Source organism: Candidatus Hydrogenedentota bacterium (assembly GCA_035450225.1).
Classification (GTDB): Bacteria; Hydrogenedentota; Hydrogenedentia; order Hydrogenedentales; family SLHB01; genus DSVR01.
The window spans coordinates 108,702-134,842 of sequence record DAOTMJ010000002.1; the positions used below are offsets into that span (position 1 = coordinate 108,702).

The 26,141-nt window shown below is 59.3% G+C and carries 22 protein-coding genes; 11 read left to right on the forward strand and 11 right to left on the reverse strand.

Features of this window, described 5'->3' with window-relative positions:
* Positions 1–91 precede the first annotated feature (91 nt).
* The 7 genes from P5540_02060 (at position 92) to P5540_02090 (ending at position 8,925) form a co-directional block, all read left to right on the forward strand.
* Positions 92–2,092 carry a CoB--CoM heterodisulfide reductase iron-sulfur subunit A family protein gene (locus P5540_02060; GenBank protein HRT63586.1) on the forward strand — a complete coding sequence of 667 codons (2,001 nt, stop codon included), beginning with the start codon at positions 92–94 and terminating at the stop codon, positions 2,090–2,092.
* Positions 2,089–2,529: a hydrogenase iron-sulfur subunit gene (locus P5540_02065; GenBank protein HRT63587.1), complete on the forward strand. Its 441-nt coding sequence runs from the start codon at positions 2,089–2,091 to the stop codon at positions 2,527–2,529. The genes P5540_02060 and P5540_02065 overlap by 4 nt, the downstream gene beginning before the upstream one ends.
* Positions 2,526–3,365, forward strand: coding sequence for a 4Fe-4S dicluster domain-containing protein (locus P5540_02070; protein HRT63588.1), 840 nt, complete (start codon positions 2,526–2,528; stop codon positions 3,363–3,365). Before P5540_02065 ends, P5540_02070 begins: the two co-directional genes overlap by 4 nt.
* Positions 3,362–4,369, forward strand: coding sequence for a 4Fe-4S dicluster domain-containing protein (locus P5540_02075; GenBank protein ID HRT63589.1), 1,008 nt, complete (start codon positions 3,362–3,364; stop codon positions 4,367–4,369). Before P5540_02070 ends, P5540_02075 begins: the two co-directional genes overlap by 4 nt.
* A gap of 3 nt (positions 4,370–4,372) precedes the next feature.
* Positions 4,373–5,206 (forward strand): FAD/NAD(P)-binding protein, encoded by an 834-nt coding sequence (locus tag P5540_02080; GenBank protein HRT63590.1) that lies wholly within the window; start codon positions 4,373–4,375, stop codon positions 5,204–5,206.
* A gap of 145 nt (positions 5,207–5,351) precedes the next feature.
* The gene (locus P5540_02085) at positions 5,352–7,634 is read left to right on the forward strand and encodes a tetratricopeptide repeat protein (protein ID HRT63591.1); all 2,283 of its coding nucleotides are present in this window, start codon (positions 5,352–5,354) and stop codon (positions 7,632–7,634) included.
* Between the two features lie 103 nt (positions 7,635–7,737).
* A complete protein-coding gene (locus tag P5540_02090) occupies positions 7,738–8,925 on the forward strand; it encodes a M24 family metallopeptidase (protein ID HRT63592.1) in 1,188 nt (395 codons plus the stop codon).
* Between the two features lie 18 nt (positions 8,926–8,943).
* Here P5540_02090 and P5540_02095 read toward each other — a convergent pair whose 3' ends face one another.
* Positions 8,944–9,483 carry a recombinase family protein gene (locus P5540_02095; GenBank protein HRT63593.1) on the reverse strand — a complete coding sequence of 180 codons (540 nt, stop codon included), beginning with the start codon at positions 9,481–9,483 and terminating at the stop codon, positions 8,944–8,946.
* Positions 9,484–9,828: 345 nt separating this feature from the next.
* Positions 9,829–10,269 carry a GntR family transcriptional regulator gene (locus tag P5540_02100; GenBank protein ID HRT63594.1) on the reverse strand — a complete coding sequence of 147 codons (441 nt, stop codon included), beginning with the start codon at positions 10,267–10,269 and terminating at the stop codon, positions 9,829–9,831.
* A gap of 201 nt (positions 10,270–10,470) precedes the next feature.
* Between P5540_02100 and P5540_02105 the strand changes: the two genes are divergently transcribed.
* Positions 10,471–12,270 (forward strand): CehA/McbA family metallohydrolase, encoded by a 1,800-nt coding sequence (locus tag P5540_02105; protein ID HRT63595.1) that lies wholly within the window; start codon positions 10,471–10,473, stop codon positions 12,268–12,270.
* Between the two features lie 18 nt (positions 12,271–12,288).
* On the opposite strand, the gene P5540_02110 is transcribed toward P5540_02105, so the two are convergent.
* The 6 genes from P5540_02110 to P5540_02135 form a co-directional block, all read right to left on the reverse strand.
* On the reverse strand, positions 12,289–12,639 hold the full coding sequence (locus P5540_02110) for a hypothetical protein (protein ID HRT63596.1): 351 nt from the start codon (positions 12,637–12,639) through the stop codon (positions 12,289–12,291).
* Between the two features lie 382 nt (positions 12,640–13,021).
* Positions 13,022–14,122 (reverse strand): glycosyltransferase family 1 protein, encoded by a 1,101-nt coding sequence (locus P5540_02115; protein ID HRT63597.1) that lies wholly within the window; start codon positions 14,120–14,122, stop codon positions 13,022–13,024.
* A 232-nt stretch (positions 14,123–14,354) separates the two neighbouring features.
* On the reverse strand, positions 14,355–15,518 hold the full coding sequence (locus P5540_02120) for a glycosyltransferase family 4 protein (protein ID HRT63598.1): 1,164 nt from the start codon (positions 15,516–15,518) through the stop codon (positions 14,355–14,357).
* Positions 15,515–17,686 (reverse strand): hypothetical protein, encoded by a 2,172-nt coding sequence (locus P5540_02125; protein HRT63599.1) that lies wholly within the window; start codon positions 17,684–17,686, stop codon positions 15,515–15,517. The genes P5540_02120 and P5540_02125 overlap by 4 nt, the downstream gene beginning before the upstream one ends.
* A gap of 180 nt (positions 17,687–17,866) precedes the next feature.
* Positions 17,867–18,592: a lysoplasmalogenase gene (locus P5540_02130; GenBank protein HRT63600.1), complete on the reverse strand. Its 726-nt coding sequence runs from the start codon at positions 18,590–18,592 to the stop codon at positions 17,867–17,869.
* Positions 18,593–18,802: 210 nt separating this feature from the next.
* Entirely contained in the window at positions 18,803–18,976 is a 174-nt protein-coding gene (locus P5540_02135; GenBank protein ID HRT63601.1) for a hypothetical protein, read from the reverse strand.
* A 272-nt stretch (positions 18,977–19,248) separates the two neighbouring features.
* On the opposite strand from P5540_02135, the gene P5540_02140 reads away from it, so the two are divergent.
* From P5540_02140 to P5540_02150, 3 genes are read left to right on the forward strand one after another with little or no spacing between them, the layout of a single operon-like run.
* A complete protein-coding gene (locus tag P5540_02140) occupies positions 19,249–20,214 on the forward strand; it encodes a P-loop NTPase (GenBank protein HRT63602.1) in 966 nt (321 codons plus the stop codon).
* Positions 20,215–20,243: 29 nt separating this feature from the next.
* Complete coding sequence (locus P5540_02145) at positions 20,244–20,939, forward strand: polymer-forming cytoskeletal protein (protein HRT63603.1); 696 nt, start codon at positions 20,244–20,246, stop codon at positions 20,937–20,939.
* Position 20,940: 1 nt separating this feature from the next.
* On the forward strand, positions 20,941–21,663 hold the full coding sequence (locus P5540_02150) for a zinc metallopeptidase (GenBank protein HRT63604.1): 723 nt from the start codon (positions 20,941–20,943) through the stop codon (positions 21,661–21,663).
* 10 nt (positions 21,664–21,673) lie between these two features.
* Here P5540_02150 and P5540_02155 read toward each other — a convergent pair whose 3' ends face one another.
* From P5540_02155 to P5540_02165, 3 genes are all read right to left on the reverse strand, one after another.
* On the reverse strand, positions 21,674–22,507 hold the full coding sequence (locus tag P5540_02155; GenBank protein HRT63605.1) for a thermonuclease family protein: 834 nt from the start codon (positions 22,505–22,507) through the stop codon (positions 21,674–21,676).
* Between the two features lie 345 nt (positions 22,508–22,852).
* Positions 22,853–23,893 (reverse strand): DUF4838 domain-containing protein, encoded by a 1,041-nt coding sequence (locus tag P5540_02160; GenBank protein HRT63606.1) that lies wholly within the window; start codon positions 23,891–23,893, stop codon positions 22,853–22,855.
* A 19-nt stretch (positions 23,894–23,912) separates the two neighbouring features.
* A complete protein-coding gene (locus P5540_02165; GenBank protein ID HRT63607.1) occupies positions 23,913–26,117 on the reverse strand; it encodes a glycoside hydrolase N-terminal domain-containing protein in 2,205 nt (734 codons plus the stop codon).
* Positions 26,118–26,141 lie beyond the last annotated feature (24 nt).

Sequence of the window (26,141 nt, forward strand, 5' to 3'; positions counted from 1 at the left end):
TCCCACTCGACTCTCGTCGTTCTGCTGTCGCCTTCGCGATTACTGGCTACTGGCTACTGACTGCCGACTACTCTCTTGAGGACATGCACGAATGGCACGAATAGGCGTTTTTGTTTGCTGGTGCGGCGAGAATATCGCGCGGACGGTTGACGTCGAGCGCGCCACGCGGGAGATTTCCGAAATCCCCGGCGTGCGCCGCGCGGTCAACTACAAGTACATGTGTTCGGATCCGGGACAGGGCATGATCCGCGACATGATCCGCGACGAAAAACTCGACGGACTTGTGGTGGCTTCCTGTTCGCCGCATATGCACATGAAGACCTTCCGCGCTGCCGCGAAGGCTGCCGGACTGAACCCGTATCTGGTCGAGATGGCCAACATTCGCGAGCACTGTTCATGGGTGCATCACGACCGGGAAGAAGCGACGGCGAAAGCCGTGGACCTGATCCGCATGTCCGTTGGGAAGGTGCTTCGCAACCGCGCGCTCGAACCGATCAAGGTGCCCTTGACCCGGCGCGTGCTGGTAATCGGCGCGGGCGTGGCCGGTATTCAGGCCTCGCTCGACATCGCGGACGCGGGCTTCGAGGTTGTGCTCGTCGAGCGCGAGCCTTCCGTCGGTGGCAAGATGGCCGGACTGTCCGAAACGTTTCCCACGCTCGATTGCTCGCAGTGCATCCTGACGCCGCGCATGGTCGAAGTCGGCCAGCATCCGAACATCAAACTGTACAGCTATTCCGAAGTCGAGTCGGTTGACGGGTATGTCGGCAACTTCAAGGTCAATATCCGCAAGAAGGCACGCTATGTAGACATGGACAAATGCACCGGTTGCGGCGACTGCTGGAACAGGTGTCCTTCCCGCAAATCGTTGAGCAGTTTCGACTATAACCTCTCGACGCGCAAGGCCATCTACATCCCGTTCCCGCAAGCGGTGCCGGCACGTCCGGTTATTGACCGCGACGCGTGTTTCCATTTCCTGCGCGACGCCTGCGGGACGTGCAAGCGGAAATGCGCCGCCGGAGCGATCAATTTTGAGGATCAGGATCAGATTGTCACGGAGGATGTCGGCGCGATCATTGTGGCAACGGGCTATCAACTCTATACGATTTCAAAAGATCAGCCAAACGAGAAACTCGCCGGCTATGGCGAGTACGGCTACGGTAAGTACAAGGATGTGATCGACGCGCTTCAGTTCGAGCGCCTCATTTCAGCATCCGGGCCGACCGGCGGCGAACTCAAGCGGCCTTCCGACGGCGAAACGCCGAAGAATGTCGTCTTCATTCAGTGTGTCGGTTCGCGCGATTGCGCGAAGGGCCTCTCGTATTGCTCGAAGATCTGCTGCATGTACACCGCGAAGCATACGATGCTCTTCAAGCACAAAGTCCACGAAGGCCAGGCGCACGTCTTTTACATGGACATCCGGGCGGGTGGAAAAAATTATGACGAATTCGTCCGGCGCGCCATCGAGCAGGACGGCGCGAACTATTATCGCGGGCGCGTCTCGAAGATTACGGAAGAAAACGGCAAACTGATCGTGCGCGGGGCGGACACGCTCGCGGGCACGCCGGTGACGATCGAGGCGGATATGGTCGTGCTCGCGGCGGCGATGCGCCCGGCCGACGGCATCCTCGATTTGGCCCAGAAACTCAAGATCGGATACGACGAGTTTGGATTCCTGTCCGAGTCACACCCCAAATTGCGCCCCGTTGAAACGAACACGGCGGGCGTGTATGTCGCGGGGGCGTGTCAGGCGCCGAAAGACATACCCGAATCGGTCGCACAAGCGTCCGCGGCGGCGGCCAAAGTGCTTGTGATGTTCGGCAAGGGCGAATTGACGCGTGAACCCGAAATCGCCCAAGTCAACGAAATTACATGCGCGGCCTGTTATGCCTGTGTCAGAACCTGTCCCTATCAGGCTATCGAGAAGGCCGAGATTCGTGATCGCAAGGGCAACCTGGTGAAGTATACCGCGCGCGTCAATCCCGGCCTTTGCATGGGATGCGGCACGTGTGTGGCGGTGTGTCCGTCCAAGAGCGTGGATTTGGACGGTTTCAGCGAACAGCAAATCTATGAAATGGTGAAGAACCTGATATGAGCGACACAAACGCATTTGAACCGAAAATCGTCGCCTACGTCTGCAACTGGTGCACGTATCTGGGCGCGGATCAGGCGGGCACGAACCGTCTCGAATATCCGAGCAACGTGCGGATCGTGCGCCTGCCATGCACGGGGCGGATTGACTTCAACCTGATCGTCAAGGCGCTCGAAATGGGCGCGGACGCCGTCCTTGTTTCAGGCTGCCATCCGGGCGACTGCCACTACACGGCGGGCAATTATCACGCGCGGCGGCGCTGGATCTTGTTCCGATCGCTGCTTGAAACGATGGGCATTGACCTCGAACGCATCCACTTTGCGTGGATTTCCGCCGCCGAGGCGAAGAAATTCCAGCAGACCATCACGGAGATTACCGAGAAGACGCGCCAGATGGGGCCTTATCAGGGCTACCGCCGCGTTTGCGAGGCCGGCGTATGATTGAACAACTGCGCGAGACGTGCAAACGCCTGCTTGAAGAAGGCACGGTTAACGTCGTCATCGGCTACGGACAGGACGCCCCGAAGGGACCGGTCCATCCGGTATTCGTGACACGTCCGGACCAGGTGAATCGGCTGGTCTGGAACGACCGGTGTTTCAACAATCTGGCCACGTACCTGACGCGGCGGGACATCAAGGCGCTCGGAAAACCCGCCATTGTCGTCAAGGGCTGCGATGAACGCGCCGTCGTCGTGCTCGAACAGGAATCGCAGTTCAAGCGTGAAGACATTTACGTCATCGGCATGGCGTGCGACGGCGTCGGCTCGCCACGCCTGGCGAAATGCGCCGCGTGCAGTGTCCATGTGCCCCGGTTTGCCGACGAGACGATTGGCGTGTCGAACGTTCAGGCCGATGGCGAGGGGCTGTTCGCCGAACTGGACGCTTTCCTTCAGAAACCACTTGCGGAACGGCTTGAATATTGGATGAACGAGCTGTCGCGGTGTGTCAAGTGTTACGCATGCCGCGAAGTCTGCCCCATGTGTTACTGCAATCGGTGCATCGTTGACAAGAACCGCCCGACGGTGCTCGACACGTCCGCGACGTTGAAAGGCAATTTTGCGTGGCAGATTACGCGGGCGTTCCATCAGGCCGGGCGGTGTGTGAGTTGCGGGGAATGCGCGCGGGTGTGCCCGGCGGGCATTGATCTATCGCTGTTGAACCTGTCGCTGGTTCGTGCCGCCGAAGAACATTTCGCCTACCGCGCCGGTATGGACAAGGACACGCCGCCGGTTATCGGTTCGTACGCCCTGGAAGACAAGGAGAACTTTATTCTGTGAGCCAGACGATTACACTCGACGCCCTGAAACGGCTTGTGAACGAATGGATTGCGCAGGGCAAGCGAGCCGTCGGCCCGGTCCGCGTAAAGGACGATCTCGTTCACTATGCGCCGCTGACGGATGTCGAGGCGCTTTTGTTCGGCGGTTTCGTGCATCCCGCTAATTCAATCAAGGAATTTTTCTTTCCGCGCACGGAGCCAATCTTTACCTACCGGTTCAAAGGTCAAGCCATCGAACTGGATGACTGCAAATCCGACCCCGTCGAACAGGTGATTATCGGGGCACGGCCGTGCGATGCCGCATCGGTCGCGATTCTCGACCACGTGTTCAACTGGGACTACAAAGACGAGTTCTACAACGTGCGCCGCGCGACGACGACGATTGTCGCGGTGGGCTGCATGGATTTCGACGACGAGTGTTTTTGCACGTCCGTGGGATTGGGACCCATTGCGGAGAAAGGCGCGGATGCGCTGTTAATTCCGATGGACGGCGGCTTCGAGGTGCGGTGTCTAACACCGAAGGGCGAAGCGATCTTCGCGGGCAAGACGCAGACTTCCGACAAGTTGGCGCCCGTACCGGCGGGTCCGGCGGTCAAATTCGACATTGCCGAAATTCGCGCACGGCTGGAGGGCAACTACGAAGACCCGGCGTGGCGTGAGATTGTGTTGCGCTGCCTCGGCTGCGGCGCCTGCGCGTACGTGTGCCCGACCTGCCATTGTTTCGACATCGTGGACGAAGGCACGGCATTGGGCGGGGTGCGCGTCAAGAACTGGGACAGTTGCCAGTTCGGCATGTTTACGATGCATGCGTCGGGCCACAATCCGCGCGCGACGCAGGGCCAACGCCAGCGCCAGCGCATCCAGCACAAGTTTCGCATCTATCCCGAAAAATTCAATGAAGTCTTATGCACCGGTTGCGGCAACTGCACGCGGAACTGCCCGGTCGGGCTGGGCGTGCTCAACACGATCGAGCAACTGCGCGCGTTCGTGCCGGTGGAAGGGTAGGTCATGGAAAATGTGTACAAACCCGAATTGATGGAAGTGCTCCAAGTCACCCAGCATACCGCCGATGTGAAGTCCGTACGCATCCGGTTCCGCGATCCGGCGGTCGCGGAGAAATTCACGTTTCGTGTGGGGCAGTTCGGCATGTTTTCCGCCTTTGGTACGGGCGAATCAACCTTTAACATCTGTTCGAGTTCGACCTGGAAAGATTTCATCGAGTTCTGCTTTCGCCGGACCGGCAAAGTGACGGATGTGCTGTGGCGCTTGGACGAGGGCGACACGATTGGGTTTCGCGGGCCTTACGGCAACAGTTATCCCGTCGAGCAATGGGAAGGCCGGAACCTGATCTTCATCGGCGGCGGCATTGCCATGCCGCCGATCCGCTGCGCAATCTGGTACGCGCTCGAAAACCGGGCCAAATATGGTAACATCACGATTGTCTACGGCGCGCGGACGGTCGGCGACATGGTGTTCGCAAACGAATTGGACGAGTGGGAGCAGCGCGAACGGACGCGCGTGATCCGGTGCGTGGATCCCGGCGGCGAAACGCCCGAATGGAAGCATGAAGTGGGTTTGATTCCGCACGTCATCGAACGGTCCGCAATTCCCGCCGACAACACCGTCGCGCTAGTCGTCGGTCCGCCGATTATGATCAAGTTCACGCTGCCCGTGCTGGACAAGATGGGCATCGGCCAAGAAGATATTTACACGAGCCTTGAAAACCGCATGAAATGCGGCATCGGCAAGTGCGGACGTTGCAACTGCGGCCCTGTCTATGTGTGCAAGGAAGGTCCGGTATTCTCGCTCGCGCAACTCGGCCGGTTGCCGAACGATTATTGAGGAGACGATCCGCAGATTCGGTTGCCGCGGAGCCGGTAAGTCTGCGCGCTACACGGTTCTTTCGCCTGAGAACATTGAATCCATGACCGAATTAGGAGATCATTCAATTTTTCCTGCCTCGAAAAAGCCGGGGACGCGGGGGGGCATGCGCCTGTTCCGGATTGTGATGCAGGCGCTGGCAATGCTGGCTTTGGCGGCCCTTTTGCTCGCCGGCATCGAGGTGATTCTTCGCCTAGCCGGACAGGGCCGTTCCATACGGGTGTTTACGCGGGAACATCTCGGCGGCACGGATTACCATGTGACGAACGGGGCCTTTTTTCAACAGTTCTTCGCGTTGCCGATCGATACCATGTGGCAGGATGCCGAAACCTACATTCCATGCAAAAAACCGGAAAATTCGATCCGGATAGTCATTTTGGGTGAATCGGCGGCGTTGGGTGTGCCGCCGGACTTTGCGTTCAGTTTCGGCCGTATTTTGGAGGCGATGCTCGAAGCACAATTTCCCAAGGCCCGTTTCGACCTGTACATCCTCGCGCAACCGGGCATCAATTCCTATGCATTGCGCGAAATTGCGCGGGATTGCCGCCGTATCCAACCGGATTTTCTGGCAGTCTACATGGGCAACAACGAAATCAACGGACCGTTTGGCGCGCTGGCCACGCCGCGTGATTCGTTCCTGTCGTCCCTGTATGCGATTCGGGTGCGTTTTTTCCTGCGGGACTTGCGGCTGGTTCAACTGCTGACCGCCCATGGCCGGGTTCCGTGGCATGCGCCCCCGGAGAACCCGGAACAGATCGCCTCGCCCGACGATCCGCGCATGGAGCGATCCAGCCGCCATTTTCGCTCCAATTTGCAAGACATTATCCGGGCGGGACGCGACGCGGGCGCCCATGTGTTGCTCTGCACCGTGGGATGCAACCAGCGCCAATGGCCGCCGCAAACCAGCACAAACCGGACGGACCTGCCCCCCGAACGGTTTCAGCAATGGCAAGATAATTATTCGGCGGGCATCGCCAGCCAATCGCGGGAGCAATGGGACGAGGCGGCAAGGGCGTACCGGGCCGCCGAGGCCATCGATTCAACGCACGCGGAATTGCAGTTCCGGCTTGGCCAGTGCCTCTTGGCGCTCGGACAAACCGGGGAGGCCGCCGTCCATTTTAAGTCCGCATGGAATCTCGACGGATTCCACTCCCGCGTAATGCCGCGCATGAATGAAATTGTGCGCGAGGAAGCGGCGGCTTGGGCATCGGAACGCGTGCATCTTCTCGACATGGCGCGCGTCCTTGCGAATGAAAGCCCCGGCGGAATTCCCGGCAGCGAGTTTTTTTACGATAATGTGCATCTGACCTTTCCCGGAAATTACGTCATTGCACGCGAGTTGTTCGTCCAGATAGCCGCATTGCTGCCGTCCTCCGCGCGGGGTGAAATCCAAGGCGGGCCGATTCCGCCGGCCATGAGCGAATGCGAACAACGTTTGGGGTTGTCGCCCGGCGTGTTGCTCAAGCATCTGCGCGGCGTTGTCATGGGATACCGGATGTGGTGGAAGAGACCCACGCCGGAACTGGATCAACAAATCACCGCCCTTGAAGCGGCATTGGGCCCGGATATCTTGCCGGGGATTACGGAAGGCTACCGGAAGGCCCTGGAATATCGGAAAAACGATCGCCTGCTGCGGACACGTTACGCCGAAACGCTTCTGGAGGGCGGCCGCACCGAGGAGGCGATACAGCAGGCGCGGGTGCTGGCTGAACAATACCCCTACCGCCCGGCCACGCACCGCCTGCTCGGAGCGGCGTTGACCCAGGCCGGCCAGACGGAGGAAGCCTTGCGGGAACTGGAAACCGCGCTGTCCCTGTGCGACGCCGACGCCAAGACCCAGTATGAACGCGGCCGGTTGCTGGAGAAACTGGAACGTTTTTCGGAGGCAAAAGATGCCTATATCGCAGCCATTTTGATCAATCCGCGCAACTTCGAGTCTTACGATCCATTGAATGCCCTTTTCGAAAAAGAGGGCGGCGCGGCCGCACGCGCCAAGGGCTGGGCCGCGTTGGTGAACCAAGTCCCGGATTCGGCAAGGGCGCATTTCCAATTGGGACTGGCCCTGGAAAGCGTGAACGATTTGCCGAACGCCATTGAACACTACCGGACGGCGTGCGGACTTGAGGGATTCGATCCGGCCATGCAGGGCGCACTGGGCCATGCGCTGTTGAAAAGCGGGAAATGGCTGGAGGCCGTTCCGCCGCTGCAACAGGCGCTTCAAATCAACCCTGACATTGCGCATTTCCGCCCGTTGCTTCTCCGCGCCCTGATCAAATGCGGCAAACTCGACGAGGCCCGCGCCGAGGCTGAACGGTGCCGCGATCGCGGCATTGCCCTTCCGCCGGAGGTACAGCAGGAATGGGATGCCGTTTCCGGAATTTCAAAATAAATGGTGAAAAAGATCATCGAGACGGAGCGTCTTTTCAACACATGAGCATGGCCCCGTCCTTTTCAATGATCATGAACAACCGCTCCAACCGGGAGGAATAATCGTGACCGAACTTCGGCTTTTTCATGCGCGGCTCGCATTGATTCAGGCGTTTCTACGCCAGCAGAAGCATGACGGCATCCTGTTGTCGCGCGTGGACAATTTCGCGATGGCTACGGGCGGCAAGCGCAATTATGTTTCCACGGCCACCGACATGGGCGCATGCAGCCTTTTCGTCACGAAAGACGGAAAAGCCTTTTTTATGGGCAACAACATCGAGGCGACGCGCGTGATGGCGGAGGAACTCTCCTGTCTCGAATGCGAGTCGCGCGATTTCTTCTGGTTCGACGGGTCGCCGGCTGCACTGGTGAAAAAGGAATTTTCCGGGTCTTTCGTTTCGGACGACGGATCGCTGGGCGAAAATGTCAACGGCAAATTGGCATATTTGCGCGCGCTGCTGACCTTTGAGGAACTGGAGAAATACCGCCGCCTGGGGAAACTCGCCGCAGATGCGATGACGGCCACGATCAATGCCATCAAGCCGGGACAGACCGAAGCCGACATTGCGGCCCTGCTTGCCGCCGAAGGCGCCAGGCGTCGCTGCCTGACACCGGTCATTCTTGTCGCCGCCGACGAACGTATCATGCGCTATCGCCACCCGCTGCCCGTTGTTTCGTCCCTGCTGCCCGGCGGCCCGGATGAATGCCCGGTCAAGGGCTATGTGATGGTCGTGGGTGGGTTTATGCGCGAGGGACTCGTCGTGTCCATGACGCGGTTCAAGCGAGTGGGTGACCTGCCCAAGGGAATTCAAGGCGCCCATGCGCGCATCTGTGCGGTGGACGCCCTTCTCCACGAGGCGACCGAGCCGGGCCGGACTCTGGGCGATGTGTTTGCGGATTGCCAAAGGGCCTACGTGGACCTCGGCTTCGATCCGGATGAATGGCATCGCCATCACCAGGGCGGCGCGACCGGCTACGCGGGCCGCACCTGCAAAGCCGCGCCCGGCGAACCCTTCCCCATTCTCGATCCCCAATGGCGCGAGGCCGTCAAGGGCATTCTCGACATGGACACCCCGTTCGGTCACGCGTTTGCATGGAACCCCAGCGCCCCTGGCGTGAAATCCGAAGACACTTTTATCATGCTGCCCGACGGCGCCAAGGAAATTGTCACGCGGACGCCCGCCTTGCCCAACGTCGAACTCTCCTCTATTCTAGGCCGACCAACCGCTGTGGCCAAGAGCGGTATTGCCTGACACGGAAGAGGCGTCCGGCTACGCTTCGGCCCCGAGTTCCTCGTCGTTCTTGAATTGTCTGCGGCGGCGCTTCATTTCCTTGAGGGCGTTGGCCTTGTAGAACAATGCCGGTTCGATGATGGGATCGTGGATGCCTTCCGTCTCCACGTCGCCGTAGGTGACCCGCCCGCGGTAAGTGCGGTTGGAGAGGATAATGGCGATGGCCTGCCGCGACCATTTGTTGCCCTTGCGGGTGAACACCTGCCGGGAATGCAGGTAGGCGACGACCTTGCCCGTGCTGCGGTGACGGAGGTATTCGCGGAAAATCATGCGCACCACTTCGGCTTCCCGATCATCCACCACCAGCGGCTTTTCGCCTTCGTGCCCGCGGCGGTAGCCGTAGGGCGCCGGACCGGTCCCATAACGGCCTTGTTGCACGGCGCCGAGCTGTCCGCGTTTCACTTTCGCGCCATGGGTGACACGTCCGGCAAAATCGGGTTCATTTTCCGAATGACTTGTTTCCGCCGTGCCGGTTTGCCGTTCCACCATTGCGCCGTCTTTTATTCTTGTATCCACCACCGCCTTGGTGCCTTCGTCAAGAATTTACCACGTCTAAAGATGCTTGTTTCCGTGCAGCATCGCCCAAGATGCTGGCCCTACACATCGAAGTATATGACAGATGCCGGAAAATGTCAATAGTTATTTTACCCCTTCTTTCTTGTCTTGCCGGACGGATTATGAGAAAAGCGGAATCCGTGCAAGAAGGAAAAAAGCCCATTCCCCCCGGAATGGGCCTAAAGGTCTGGAATGAATGAACAAGCCGGGTTGGTTTTTCAAAAATGCGCAATCGGTCACTAAAAACTGTCGGAACTATACCTTGTGTGGATATTTCGCACCGGTTGCCGCCCGCGCATTGGACTGAAGTTACTTGGCTGCCTTCTTGGGCTTGGCCATGGCGGTCAAAACGGCCGGTGTTTCGCCGTAGGGGGTGGCGTCCATGGCCAGACTGGCTTCGACGACATCGAGGATTTCGCGGCGCACCATGCCGGCGGCCTTGGCTTCCGCGACGACTTCATGAAGGCGCCCAATGATTCGGCGGCGGCAATCTTCGCGGCACTTGAGTTCGATATTCTTGTTGACGAACACGCCCATGCCCCGCCGCGTATACAACAGGCCCATCACTTCGAGATCGCGGTAGGCCTTGGCCACGGTGTTGGGGTTGACTCCCAACCGTTCCGAAAGTTCACGGACGGACGGCAGTTGATCGCCGGCCTTGAGACGGCCGGATGATATCGCGAACTGGACATGGTTTTCGATCTGTACGTACACGGCTACACTGCTGTGGATGTCAATGCTGGATAACATGATTTGGCTCCTTTTCCGTTATGTTCGCGGGCGCACTCCGCCCGGCTCGATCCGCTCAGCCCTTCCACGCAACGCCCTCGACGGGTTTCAGTTTTCGGCAACGCCATGTATAATAGCGGCCATGAAAACAATTCGATCAGATTCCCAGTGCCATCGAGGGAACAAAGACAACGCCCATCAGATTCCTAGAATATATCTTCTATGGGAAAATATCAAGACCCGTTTACTCCCATGACGCATTTATGGGGTGTCCCTAAGGCAGCCAAGCCGCGAGGCCGCGGATGGCGTCTGTCGGCTTGGGCGGCGCTGGCGGTTTTTGCGGCGTGTTTTTTCGCCGATGCGCGGTCTCCGGCCAAGGAGACGCCGCCTTCCCCGCCTTCAAACCCGCCAAGCGCCGCGCCGGTTGCGCCGGGCGCCAAGGGCTGTCTCGAAATCAACATCACGGACGTGCTCGGCAACGACATTCCCGCGCGCGTCGAGTTGCAGAATCCCACGACGCTGCCCAAACCGTTGCGGATCGAAGCGCCCATGGGCCGGCTCACGGCGGATGTGCCCGCCGGCAATTATCGCGCCTACGTGTATATCTGGTGGCAAAAAATCCCCGTCATGGTGGATACCAAGGATCTGTCCGTTCAGGAGGGAAAAACCGCATACCTGCTGACGAATCTGCTCGAGGGCGCCGCGGGGAGTCTTGCCCTCCTCGATTTCGACCAGGATCGCGATTTTGTGATAGACCGTGTCGAAAAGGCATGCGGCACCGATCCCTACAATGCCGCCAGCATTCCCGGACGTCCGACCCTCGTTTTCGACGATCGCGTTTTCGACAAGAAAGAAGCCTGGTATTGCGGCGAATTACATGCCCGATCGACCTTCGGCGGTGGCAAGGAATCGCCCGCGCAACTGGTGCGGCGCGCTGAAAGCGCCGGGTTGGATTTTCTGGCCATCACGGATCGCAACACGATGGATGCCTGTTCGGATCCCGGGTTTCGATCCGATTCCGTGGTGCTGATTCCCGCGCTGGAATGGGGCAGCGATCAACGCGGGGTGGCGCTGTTGTACGGGCCGCGGACCTTTCCCGAATTCGTTGATGATATCCCGCAGGCCCAGGCGCTGGTGGATCTCATTCAGGCGCAGGGCGGTTTCTTCGCGATTGCGCATCCCTGTTTCCCGACCGCGCCGTGGCAATGGGGATTGTCCTTCGTCAACGGCATGGAAGTCTGGAATCGCGGCTGGCGCTCCGTGCCGCCTCTTTCGCTTCACCAATTGGGCGAGGATCTCAAGGAACGCAAGGACGGATTGTTCGTGCATTCGATGGCCCTTGCCGCGGCGACCAACGGGTTGTCTGCCAACGGACAGGCTTCGATTTTCTACGACGCCGAACTGGTGCGCGGCTTGAAGGCCGCGGTGATCGGCGGTAGCGGAACGGGCAGTCCCGGCGTGCCCATGGGATCGCCCGCGACGTTTGTCCAAGCCCCGGAAAAATCCGTGAAAGGCATCCTTGACGGGATGCGCCGGGGCCGCACTTACGTGGCCGCAAGCCCCAAAGGACCACGGCTGCGGTTTGTGGCCGATATCCTCAAGGACGGTTCGTTCGACACGTCCATCGGTGGCATCGTGCCGCTCAACATTCCCATTTCCTTCGAGGCGACGGTGGACGGCGCCAAGACCGGCGAAATCCAAATCTTGTTGAACGGACGTCCCCTCATCTCGAAGAAGATCGAAGGGAACCCGTTCACGGTGCGTTTCGATCACACCCCGCAAAACTACAGTGTGTACCGTGTCCGCGTAATCGCCGCGCCGGGCAAAAAAGACGCGGGATTCGGTCCCTTCGAGATGCTGGCCATGTCGAGTCCCATCTACGCGCAGGATGTCAAGATCAAGGATCCCAAGATCGAGAAGTACTTGAAGGAACATCCGGCCGACCGCTCCACGGATCAGGCGGAGCCGCCCCTGCCGGCCAGTCCCGCAGGGGGTGAGATCGTTCCCAAATGGAAGTTTTAGGTTGGCCCGCAAACCGTGTTAGGTTCGCCAATGAGCATGGCATTTCCGGCATGACCAGTCCCGGTGAATGAACAGAAACGGAAGACCCAGCAGGGCAATCGCAAACAGGGACACCCCGAGCGGCAGCGGTTGAACATCTACGTTGGCTGAACGACAGGCGGGGCATCGCGGGCAGGATTCGTCGTCGCTGCTGATATATTCGTCGAGATCGATTTCGGCTCCGGCGGTTTCGTTCAATATGTGCCGCGCCCTGTCCAGATCCGATCGCGCGACTTTCAACTGATATCCCCCCGACGCCAGGGAGCGATACCGGCTGAAACGGTGCACGCGCGCGCGAATGCCCATGGATGCGAGTTTCGATTGAGCCAAGCAGGCTTCCATCTCGCTTTGGAACGACATTACGGTTTCGGAATCTGAATTCATACAGGCGACAGCATGCGGGAAGAAGAGGAAACAATGCAACCGGCTCCCCTTGGCGCTTGAGCGTACCGCGTTCTTGAGGCAACAGGATGAGAAGTTCCACGAAGATAGCCGTTCTGGGCAATTTCATGTCGGAGCAGGCAACGAGATCTTGTGGGAAAAATGAAAATGGCTGCCTTGCAGCGCCGATTTCCAAATCGGGATTTCGTATTTTATCAAGCCAATTTGGAAATCGGCGTTACATTCCGAAACGTTTACGACTCCGAGAACACGGTACTCTCATGCTTGGCAGTCTTCGGTAAAAAATTGTCCAACGCTTCAAGATGGCCTCTTATTGCAAAGCCTTCCGGTATCCATCCAAGGCGGCTTTGCCCATGTTTTCGAGGGAGTAGCGGCCGGCCCATTTCGGGCCTTCTTCGCGGCAGCGCCGGCGGAAAGCGTCGTCGGTCAGGGCCTTGATCAGTCCCGCCTCGATGGCGTCCACGCTCAATGGATCGCAGGTTTCTGCAATTCCGCCGGAAACTTCCATCATCGTCGGGTCGGTCGAGGTAACGACCGGGACGCCGCAAGCCAGTGCCTCGACGACAGGTATGCCGAATCCTTCATAGAGCGAGACGTAGGCGAAAGCGCTCGAAGCGCACATGAGGCGCGGGAGATCCTCCGTGGCGACATATCCGGTGAAAACGAGCCGGTCGCCCAAGTTCAACGCTTCGATGGACTCGGCGATGGGACCGAAAAACGTCCGTTTACCGGTAAAGACGAGTTTATGCGGCAGGCCGCGATCTTTCAGGCGCGCGAAGGCCTGCGCGAGCCGGACGAGGTTCTTGCGCGGCTGCAACGCGCCGACGTAAAGGATGAATTCGGGCGGCAGATTGTATTTCGCGCGAGCGGCATCCAGTTCTTCGCGGTCGGCGATGGGATGATAGATGAAATCCACGGCAGGCGACACGACGTCAATCTTTTCCGCGGGCGCGCCGTAGAATTCCTGCGCTTCGCGTTTCATGGCCTCGGTCAGGACAAACACGCGGCGGGCGCGCCGGACCGTCCCCGTGCCGAGCCACGCCAAACGGTACCGGTCAATGATTGGCAAGGTTTCCGGAAAGCGTATCCAGACCATGTCGTGCAGCGCGACGATATACGGGCATGGGCTGTACGGCGGCGCGCTGTACTGGACTTGAATGAGGTCGAGTTTTTCCTTTCGGGCAATCCAGGGCAAGGCGAACGGCACGCGCAACCATGAGGAACGCACAGGCAACGGGTACGTCGGAAAACCTTCCCCGGCGTCTGGCTTGCCGTGTTGATCCGCGTGGACCAACGCCAGAATCCCCGTTTCGGGCGCGACCATGTGAAGTCCGCGCAACAGTTGGCGGATGTAGGTCTCGTTTCCGCCGATTTGCGTTCCGATGGCGTGTGCGTCAATTCCGATTCTCATGCGTGGGCGCCCCCGCTCTCTGCCCATGCTTGAAGCAAGCGGACATGACTACATCTCGTGCTCGTGTTCATGCTCGTACTCGTACTCTGCCGCCCAATTTGATGCCAAATGGATAAGACGGCGGAATCCACAAGAGCGTTCACGCAGCAAGACGACGCTCGGTTTTTCGATCTTTCGATTTCGAGCATGAGCACGAGCAAGAACGGCCATGCAACGTATGCGAAATAGCGGTTCATTTGCGTCGTTTCTGGTATTCGTCCCATGCTTCGAGATAGGTATCCTTGACTTTGCGCACCATGTCCTCGAGCGTGAACGACCGTTCGATCCATTGGCGCGCGGCCCGGCCCATGACGCGGCGGCGTTCGGGATCATTGGCGAGTTCCGTCAAGGCGGAAGCCAGCGCGGGCGCGTCCTTCGGCGGCACGAGCAGGCCCGTTTTGCCCACGTCGAGGGTTTCGTGCGTGCCGCCGATGTGCGAGGCCACCACGGGCAACCCAGCGACTTGTGCTTCGAGCACCGAAGTCGGAAATCCCTCTTCGAGAATCGAAGGTTGCGCGAACACGTCCATGGCGCGCAACGCGCCGGGCAGATCCTCGTAGAATCCCGTGAAGATGACCCGATCGGCCACACCGATCTCCTGGGCATACGCTTCGAGCGGCTGGCGCAGGTCGCCCGTGCCGACAATCATCACGCGCAGGTGCGGCGCGTCCTTGCGCGCCAGTTTCAACGCGTCAAGCAAATACTTGTGGCCCTTTTCGGCGAACAGGCGGCTCACGGCGCCGACGACGCAATCCCCGTCGGGGATTCCAAACGCCTTCCGGACTTCCTCCCGCGGCGCGCCCTTGTCGAACTTCGACAGATCGAGGCCGGTGTTGATGACGCGGATCTTTTCTTCCGGCGTGCGGCCCCAGAGAATCTTTGCTTTCATGTCGTTCGAGACGGTGATCACGCGGTCCATGTTCGGCAGGCCGAGGTTGCGCTCCATCCAATGGTTGATATGCGCGCGGATGTGGAACTTCGGTTGCCACCAGCCGTAGGGACTGCCTACGAGCGCGCACGGCCATCGCTTGTATCCGACGCCGGTCAACACAATCGAATTCGTGTCGTGCGCGTGGATCAGGTCTATGTCGTATTTCTTGATCAACTCGTCAATCTTGTTGCGCGCCGCGAACCACGCCGTGCGCGACCGCCATGGAATACGATCCGGGGCGACGGTAAACCCCTCCTTTTCCGCGGCGTTGACGAATTGCTGGTCGGTCCCCGTCCACGTGTCGTACGGCACGACCGTGATGTTGAACAGGTCCTTCGGCAGATGCCGCATCAACAGGAGAATGATCGTATGCGAACCGCCAAAGGCCCATGTGCGGATCAGATAAAGAACGTTCAGTCGTTTCACTTGTCGCTCCCCGGCTTGATCGTGACCGTTGCCGTGTCTCTTTCCTTGATATGCGCCGTGGCGGTGGTTGTCTTGCCATCGGGCATTGTGACGGTGATTTCGTACTCGCCGCCGAATCCCTCCAGCAAAGCCGCGCCCGAAGCGTCCGTCTCGGCGTCCAGTTCCGTCGTCCATGCGGCCATGCGCTGCCGGATGCGTTCGAGGACGGGCTTGGCCTTGTACATGCGGTCATACAGACAGCCCGTCTCGACATCGGGCTTGAGCGCCGAGATACCCCACCATGTCACCGATTGCACGCTCGGATGGGCGAACGCGAACGTATACACCATGTCGGCATAGTCGGCCTGGACCTGCGGACTCCACTTGTCCTTCCAGTAGCCGCATTTCCACGTCGGGCCGTAATACGACGGAAGCGAAAATTCCGTGATGTGGATCGGTTTTCCGAAATCTTTCGCATAGCGTTCGACGGTGTCCAATACCCATGACGGCGTGAAGGCCGGCGTTTCGATGCCGCCGAACAGGGCGCTGAGATGCGAACCGGGATAAATCTGAAGCCCGACGATATCAATGTCCTTTAGGCCGTCCGCTTGTTGCAGTTCCAAGAGGAATTCATGGTAGGTGGTCGAATAATTGTCCCACGGATTGCCGTCCGTGTCGTACATCAGGTATTTCGATCCGAAATTGATGTCGTGGCCGCTGTTGATGAGCGTCGGCTTGCCGGTCCGTTCCTTGGCAAGTCTGGCGGAGGCCTTTGCCAGTTCGACAACGTCCTTGCGCGGCAAATTCACGACATTCGTGTATCCGGGTTCGTTGATGACCTCCCAGATGTCAATCTGTTTGCCGATGGCCCCTTCCATCAGCACTTGCTCGTGATCGAGAATCGCCTTGGGCAGGTCGGAGGTCTTCATTGTCTTGGCGGCATCCGGCATGATGCCGTAGCCTTGCAGGAAAATGACGCCGTGGCCCTTGACGGCGTAGCCGAGTTTCTTGAGCGCGCTGACGCCAAAGGTGCGGTCCACACCGCTCCAGTCGTCGCCGTCCGGTTTCGTCCAGTTCCAGCCGAGCAAGACCGTGGCCAGATCGAATCCCTCTTGCCGCGCCTGCTCATAGGCCTTGGCGTTATAGGGACTGCCTTCAAGCACGCCGAACGAGAAATCGCGGCTTGTCTGCCTGATATGCACCTTGCACTTCGCTGCGGGCGCGCCTTTCGCATCGGCGACTTGGATCTGGAGTTTGCCCTTGCGCACCGACGGGATCGCCGCTTCCGCCGCCGCCAGTTCGAGGTCGTCCCGCAATTTCAACGCGGCGGAAAGCACCCCGTTCGATGCCTGGTTGCGCTGCGGCTCGTCGGTCAGTTTCATGGCGTCCGCCAGTTTTGTCTTTACCTCTTCTATTTTTGTCTTGGCATCCGCCGGATAGGCGTCGGCGCGCTTGACGAGGTCGTCCACGGCCGTGCGCGCCAATTCGACGGCCACCTGGATAATGGCGTGTTCGCCCGGCGCATTGACGGCGAAGCCTTGTCCGCCGTTGTCGGCGCGCAGAAGCAATTTGCCATAGCCGGGGACTTCCCAATAGAGCATCTGAATGATGAAACGCTCTTTCGGTTCGACCATGAAGGCGGGCAGGCCCTTTTCGCGTTTCGCGCCGAATCCGCCCGATTCCTTGTCGTGCACCCACCAGCAGCACGGCGGTTTGAGTTCGCCGCCCATGCCCGTTACGCCGCAGAATTGCCCGGCGAACTTCCCCCTTTTCTCGTAATCCTCGAAACGCATCAATTGGCCGCTTGCATCGTATCCGCGGAGGATCAGGCATCCCGCCGCGGGCAATTTGAAGGTCGCCGCGGACTTGTCGCCCATCTGGTAAATGCGCGGTTGGAGACTGAAGAGTTCGAGGCCCTCGGCGTTCTTGATCGTCGGCGGTTGGCAGATGATCAGGTCGCCCTTGGCCGCGCCGTCCAGTTTGAAGGTCCCGTCCGATCCGGAATTAGTGAAGGTCTTTGGCTGCCACTGCGGCGTCATGAGCATCAGGAAGACGCCGGTGGCCGGTTTGCCCTGCCCGTCCACCACGTTGCCCGACAACCCCGCGCCCTGCGCCGCGCCCGCCGTCGCCAGTACCACCGGTGCCGCCAACAGCGCCAGCATCGCGCAGAATCCCCTGTGCTCTTTCATGCGCCGTACTCCTCGTGGTTTGTCCCGTACCGGGTCATTTACAGAACGATTGTACACCGGCACGGGGCACATGCGCACATCGCGGTTGGACATTCCTTGAATAGGATAACCGGATTTCTTGGATATTGAAGGCCATGAATATTATATGGCGATGTGATGTCATTGGTATTGCGGTCGGCGCTATTCCATCGTATTTGTGGAAACCGCCGCCCATTGCCTTGCTTCGGCGATCGCGCCGGCCACAATGAGATATTGCGCGAGGTAGTAGGTTGCGTAGCCGGAGAGGGCGAGGCCGAGGCGGGCGGTATCGAGCAGCATGTGGTTGACGGCGATGTGGGCGTCGGAAATGACGAAGACGACGGCGCCGGCCGCAATAAGCCGCGTCGGACTTTCGTGAAACACGGCCAGCGCCATCATGACGCCCATAACCGTCACGTACACGCACACGGGCGGAATTTCGGCGAACGCATTTGCGTGCGCCATGCGAATGGACACGGCGGCCGTCAAGGCGGCCATCGCCAGCGTACACACGCCGACGATCCATGCTCGTGCCGGAGTCCATCGCAGATCTTTCGCGAAGGCGATGGAATAGGCGACGTGTCCGGCGAGGAATGCGCCAAGTCCCGCCATAAACCACGAACGTTCGGCGTTCGACAGGCTGTAATCGCCTACAGAACCGAGCGCGACGCCCAGCGCGACCCAGGGTCCGAACCGTGGGCGCGAGTAGGCCCATGCGCATGCGGCAAGGAAGATGGCGGGCAGGGATTTGACGATGCCCGCGCCGATCTCCAAATGGACCAGATTCAAGCCCGTTCCCGCCAATGCCAGGAAAAGATAGACAACCGAAAGGGCGATCGGCATCGCGATCTCTTTTTCGGGAAGAACGGTTCCTTGTCGTATAGTCATGCAGCGTTTTTCTGATGGTTCAACATCGCGCAACCATGCCGCGATTGTACACCGGCCGCCCTGTTCTTCGCACTTCAATCCAAGCGGATGGACTTTTGGGGAAAAATCCTTGGCCGCCCCATCCGCGGCGGCACAGGAGAAGAAAAAACGCAAACCGCTGCAAGCACTAGGCTTGCAGCGGCGTGGGGTTTCGAATATCGGGTAAAAACGTTACAGCCAGCCCATGTAGATCGGGATGTAGACCACCTTGTCGCCGTTTTCTTGGGCAGCCGCATCTATTTCTTCATGGGAACCGGCCGGGCCTAACACCACCGGGAACGATTGCCCATAGGCAATGCTCGACGGCATCGGCGTATGCCATGGGTTCCATGAAAAGAACCGCATCTTTCAACACCTCCTTGTCATCCACGCCAAAACGCTTCGGGCTTCAGGAAACCGCCCGGTATATCATTGATACCGTAGGACGCCTGTTTTCGTTACATTATTCCCGCGTACTCGGAAAAGTTTCAGAAATTTCCGGATCGCCGGGGGCTGGCATGACGATGCCGATGACGAGAACGAGAAAAAAGAGGAGGAGAGAATGGGTTGTTTGGGTCTATTTTTTCTTGACACACCGGCGATTAGTGTGGTAGCGTGACGGCTGGTATCCGAAAATGATGCAGGGCTGCATCCAACGGAATCGGAGATCTTGGGCGGTGTATCTCTGTGCGGAACAGAACGTCCCCAGGAAGACCCCGGAAATCGTTGCTGTTGGCGGGGGAAAAGGCGGTGTGGGCAAGAGTTGTTTTGCCGTCAACACAGCGGTCGAGATTGCGCGAAAAGGTTATCGGGTCGTCTTGGTGGATGCGGATTTGAGTTGCGCGAACATCGAGACTTTTCTCGGCACGCGATCAGACCGCCGTCTCGACGATTTTTTCCATCAGAAAGGCGGGAAAAATCTGGGGGCGGTGGTGTGCGACACGCCGTTCGAAAATTTGCGTCTTGTGCCGGGCACCACAGGCCTGCTCGATGTCGCCAATCCGAAATACCAGCAGAAACTGGCCCTGATTCGGGAACTTCGCCAGATCGAGGCGGATTTGATCATCGTGGATTTGGACGCCGGCGCGCATTTGAACACGCTCGATTTTTTCCTCTTGACGGAAAACAACGGGATTCTCGTAATTACGCCGGAAAAGACGAGCATTGACAACGCGTTCAAGTTTCTTCGGGCGGCGTTGTTTCGCCGGATCGAGCGGTTCTACCAGTCGCCGGAGGTGGCGTTGTTGCTCAAGCGCAACGAGACCTTGACAGACTTCCTGGACGCGATTCAGGTGTCGGACGTCTTCGAACCCGAAGTGCGCGAGCAGGTATGCGGCGAAATGACGGCGCTTGCGCAATCGCTACGCCCGAAGATCGTGGTCAACAAGGCGCACAATGCCTACGAGGCGCAAATCGCGGCCAACATACTGGCCAAATATGCGCGGCAGTATCTGCGCATCGAGCCGTCTAATCTCGGTTTCATCTATTTCGACAAACTCGTTTCAGATAGCGTCAACGCGGGAACGCCGTTCGTCGTGAGCCATCCGGCCCAGAAAGTATCGGCCTGCGTGGCGGATTTGGCGAACCGGCTGGGATATGTCTGACTATGGCAAAAAACATGGCAGGTGACGATATGACGGATGTGGCACGCCGAAAACCCTTGGCGCTGGATGCGGATTTACCCGATGCGGGCGGCAGCGGCGATTCCTATGCGGAACTGGAAAAGGCCGCGAAAAGTGATTCGTTTTTTCACCGAATCAGCACGTCGTTTCAGGAAATGCTCCAGACAAGCCGGGGCGGAGATTCCTCGCAGACCGGCGAACTGGAGTTGTCCGATTCCACCACGGTGTCGGCCGACGATATCGCTATCCGGCGCGCGAAAAACGTGACGCCCAAGCGCATGATCGTGCCCGAAGGCGTGATCATCGGCGGATCGATGACCAGCGGGTCCGAGACCGAAATCTGCGGGCGCGTTGACGGGGATGTCATTGTGGACGGCAAGCTGTTTCTTGGGCAGACCGCGCTCATTTCGGGCAACGTCCGGGCAACCTCGTGCCGGGTCGAGGGGCTTGTGGAAGGCAAACTCGAATGTTCGCAGGAGGTGGACGTGGGCAAAACAGGCCGCCTGAATGCCGACGCGCTGGCGGGCAAACGCATTGCCATAGCCGGACAGATTTTCGGCAATGTCAGTACGGGCGGCCTTTTGCGGCTGGCCGCCACGGGCCGCGTGGAAGGAAATATCCAGGCGCGGCAATTGGTTATTGAAGAAGGTTCAACGTTCAACGGGCGTTGCATCATGCGCACGCCGGCACAGAGGACTGAGACGTAAGATGTATTTTCCGCTGTTCGATCCGACCATGATCCTGCTCATTCCGGCGATGATCCTGGCGGTATGGGCGCAAATCAAAGTCAAAAGCACGTATGCGAAGTTCAGCCAGGTCGCCACGCGATCGGGACTGACCGGCGCGGATGTCGCCAAACTGATTTTGCAGGATGCCAATATCCCGTTGTCGAACGATCCCAGCCGGTTCCCGGGCGGAGTCGCTTGCGGGCTGGCGGCGATTCCCGGCGAACTGACGGATCATTACGATCCGCGGACCCGGATGTTGAACTTGTCGGAAGACATTTATTACGGCCGCAGTATCGCGGCGCTGGGCATCGCGGCCCATGAAGTCGGCCATGCCATTCAGCACGCCCAATTGTACGGTCCGCTCGCGCTGCGAAATATCATCTATCCGGTGTGCGGACTTGGTTCGACGTTGGCGTTCCCGCTGTTTTTTATCGGGTTGATAGCGAATTTCGGCGTGTTGATGCAGGTGGCCATCCTGTTGTTCACGCTGGCGGTGTTCTTCACGGTATTGACGCTGCCGGTCGAGTTCAACGCCAGCCGGCGCGCGCTGCTCGCGCTCGAAAACGGCGGTTATCTTACCGCGGATGAATTATACGGCGCGCGCAAGGTTCTAAGCGCCGCCGCGATGACCTATATCGCCGCCGCCGCCATGGCTATCATGCAACTGATCCGCATGCTGTTGATTGCCAGAAGCCGCGACTGATTGCGAGGCGTCAATCGGGCGTTTGAACGCGGGGAAACGGCGCGGAAGGCGCAATCTCGAGCCGGGGAATGGGCAACGGCATGGAGACGGAATCCCGGTGCGGCAGCGTCGAGGGTGGCAGCCATTTCCTGTTCTTGAGAGTTTGAGGGATTCGATAGCGTCCGCATACCGGACAGGGCGAGTAGCCCTTTTTTACGGCTTCCCCCTTCGTAATCGAAACGCCCGGCTGATTGAGATACACGCATCGCGGTCTGTGGAAATGTCTATTGAAGGCGACCAGATAGACCTGTTCGGCGTCTCCCGGCACCGCATGAATCAAGGCTTTCACGCCCAAGGTGCTTGGTTCATCGGCGGAATCCTCGATTTCGCGGTATTCCGCCGCCCAAAGCCCCTTCGATGCCTTGCGGGCGCCGGCTTCCCGATTCCGGATAAGCACATCGTCCGGCGCGGCGAAGCGGTCCCATCGAACGTATCCGTCCGACAGCAGGATTAGATCGAGGCGGCGCTGATCCGGCAGCGTCACCTGCCCCCATACTTCCCCGTATTTGATGCTTCCCATGACGCGGACGGTCACTTCCTTTTTCAGGCAAAGCCGTTTGGTGGCCGCCAAGGCGCGGGCCGTCAACTCGGGCGGCGCCTGGGGGGCTTTCACGCCGAACAGTTCCACGACCTCCATGATTCCATCGTGCTTTACGCCAATCCGGTTTACGGCGGCTACCCAATCCACTGTCCCGCTAAAGTCCGCCGTCGCAGCGCTTTGAAACGCGAGAAAAAGAACCGTCAACAGGCCAAACAGGCGGCGCTGCGGCATCGTATGAAAAAGAAAACACATCATGTGCGCCATTCTACCGTTCCCCGGGCAAAGCACACAAGGGCACAAAAACACGGCGTTTTCAAGGCATTTCTCACCGACTTGAGAGTAGCGAGTTCTTGCATGTATTCATCTGCTCTGAACGCGTATGGGGAATCCTTCGGGTGAGGAACGTGGGACAGACTGTCCAGTCTGTCTTTTTCGAAGTCACGCCATGTCCGTGGACGGACAGGCTGGACAGCCAGTCCCACACATTCGCCCCAATTTCTGCCATGTCGGGACTCCACGATCAACGCATCAATGCAATTCCATAAGGCCATTTTTCGGGGGATTGCAGACTGAAACAAGGCCCAATAATTCGGTACTCCCTTGTCGCCGCTATTTGCGCTTTTTCCGTATGTCGCGGAGAATGCGGCCGTATTCATCCAGGGGTGGGTCGCCGAACCGTTCCACATAGGCGCCGTCGAGCCAGACGGCAAATGTCGTGATGCGGCGAATGCCGCGGCCCGTATAGTAGGCCGCATCGTCTTCTGTAATTGATCGCTCCCACGGGATGCGGGCCAAGGCGTCGCGCTTCCAGTTCGAGTGGAAGGACACGTCCAGCCAATATTCGAGCACTTGCGCGTTGTCCGCGCCGAATACCGCCAGGTTCGCGTCGAGCGCATCCTGCAGCCGCGCGTATTCGGGCGCATCGCGGTTGCGAATCGGCTGTCGGTAGTTGCGCTGGATCGGCGCGAATTCGAGGAAAATGCCGGGAAGGGGCTTGACCTGCGACGGGGGGTCCAGCGTGCCGTGGTAGACGAGATGGGCCAGCGTGGCCATTGCGTCATTGCGCCGGATGGCCTTCAACATTTCGTTTTCGAGCAACAGCGCCTGATCGCTGTCCGACAGACCGCGGCATTTTGGACACCGGCACATGGGCTGGCCGTCGTCGGTCCAGAAGAAGTGGCGATGCGTTGTGGGAGGGTAGCGCCGCGCATACGAGGCGGCGTTTTCGCACACCCGATTGACCCCGTCCGGGTTGCTCACGCAGAGGTTGGCGTCGGGCACGCGTCGCCCTTCGTCGTTCATGCGGAACATTTCGGGATATTTCGCGAACAGATCGCGGGGCAGCAGGTTGTTTAGGGCATGCGATTCGTACTCGACCTCCAGGCCGAGGCGCTTGCACGAGGCCATGAACGCATGTCCTTTTCCCGATTTCACGAACGCTTCACGCAACACCGGATCGAGGTGCAGGCCGATGGTGGTGAGTCCGGCCCGTTTGGCCCGTTCCGGCCATGGAAAGGTCTCGGTATCCGACGGCAAAATCACGACGCCCCGCGTGGTCACGAAGGATTTTTCGCGTTCGGGCATGGTGCGGATGCCTCCTGTTTCCAAAACCGCGCCGGCTGCAAGACCCATGAAACGCCGTCTATTCATCGAAGGGCGGGTCCGTAGGTTACGCGGGATCGTTTTCAAGGACAATGCATTGTCCGGGAGCCATGGCGAATTCAAGCGTCCGGTCGCTGAAAGGCGACCGTAACCGGCATGTCCCGCCTCGTTCGGCCACAATTTCGACGCGCCGCGTTTTGCCTTCTTTCCGAGCCGCGGAAACGAGAAACGCGCCCTGTGCGCGCAGCGCGTGAAAGGCCGCGTCGCGCCATGTTTCGGGAATCGCGGGGAATACTTCGATGACGCCGGTATGGCTTTGGAGCAGCATTTCCTGAAGCCCCGCGGCTGCCGCGAAATTGCCCTCGAGCGTGAAGGGACGATACGTGAACCGGCTGTATCCCTTGCCGGATTGATCGCCGTTGCAGTGGAAACCGTTGCGCAATACGAAGGCCGTCGCAAAGGTTTCAAGCGCTTGTTCGGCCTTGGCGCCGTCGCCGGCCCGCGCGGCGAGGTTCGCGAGCCATGCAAAACTGTACCCGCACCAGTGCTTTGAGCCGAGCCGTTCGAGTTCATCGAGCGAGGCGCGAATTATGCGCTCGGATTCGGGTCCTTGCGATCGATCAATCAGGCCGAGGGGATGGATGGCCATCAGATGTGAAAAATGCCGATGGGATTCCGGCAGCGGATAGTTCTTTGCGACAAGCAGGCGTCCGTCATCGCCGAGACTCAGCTCGGGCATTTCCCCGCACACCGCGCGCCAATGGGCCGCGTCGTCGTTGTTATCGAGCGTGCTGGCCATTTCGGCGGTGGCTGTGAACAGCCAGCGAATCAGCGCAAGGTCGTAGTTGGTTATCGTGGGAAACCATGCGTTGGGCCGGTTGTCGTTGATTTCGGGCGATGAACTCAGGGGAAGGGTCCGTTTGCCCGTTGCGTCGCGCTCGTTCGTGACCGCCTCGAGGAACGTCGCGCAATCGCGCAGGTAGGGATAGGCGCGTTGTTCGAGAAAGGCGCGGTCCATGCTGAATTTCCAGTGCAGATAGAAATGGTGGGCGAGCCATGCGCCGGTCGTGGCGGAATGCGTGTACTGCCGCCATCCGCCGATCTGATTGTTGTTCAAGTCCGCCGTCATTGGGACATTCATACCCGGCATGCCGAAGAACCGTTGCGTCCATTCCCGGCAATTTCCGCGCGTCTCCCACAGCCAATCGAGATAACTCAGTCCCTCGTCGAGGCGGTTGCCGCTGTAACAGGGCCAATAACTCAACTGCGTGTTCAGATCGTGATGGTAGTCCCCTTTCCAGGGGGGGAGTTTGCCGTCGTCCGCCGTCCATGGCCCCTGCAGCGTGATCGGCGGCGAGCCGCGCCGGCTGGCCGCGCCGAATTTGTAGGTGTCAAGGCGCCACTGGCGTTCGATGGCCTTGTTCGGCGCCGAAATCCATGTCTTTTCCCAATAGGCTTTCCACCAGGCTTCGTGCGACGCCCGCGACGCATCGGCCAGCGCGCGCTCCACATTTGCCTTGGCCTCTTTCAACGGATCGGCGCTCTCGCGGCTCGAAACAACCGACCAGGCGCCGCGCCATGCGCCCGCTTCCGCCTTCCATGCGAGATGCACCGCGAAACGAAATCCGCCCCACCCTTCCTGCTCGTAAGCCGACCATGTTTCGCCGGACGTGCAAACAGGCTTCGGATAGCCGAGTTGCGCCAGTTCCCCCGCGACGATCGCCGGTTTCGCGGGGCCGGCTTCCTTGCCGCCAAAGGCCGGCGCAACCAGTTTCGCCGAAATGGATTCCGCCCCGTCCGCCTCGATGACGCCCACGCATTGCGTCGCATGAATCCACACGCGCGCCTGTGCGCCATTTCTGAAGGCCATCGCCGCCGTGGCATCGTCGAGCGACAAATCCGCGCTCTGGAACGCCGGTGCGCCGCCGATCGTGAGTTCGATGCGCCCCGCGGGTATCTTGGTCGGCGCGGGCCGTTCGTAGGGGCGGTCATAGAGATTCAGCAAATCCTCGAACTTGCCGGCCTTTTCCCATTCACGCATCCGGGCATACATGTAGTCCGCCGAATGGAATTCCGGCACGGGCCGCAAGTCCCAAAGATCCGTCCGGTCCAGCGAAATCTTGACGGGATTGCCGTCGCCCCAGACCAATGCGCCCAGGTTGCCGTTGCCCAGCGGGAAGGCCTCGTCCCAAACCATCGCCGGTTTGTCGTAATGCAGGCCGCCGTCGGCGGGCGCCGCCAGAATCATGAACACAAACGCCGAATACATCATCTCCGAACCCTCTGTCATTGCGAA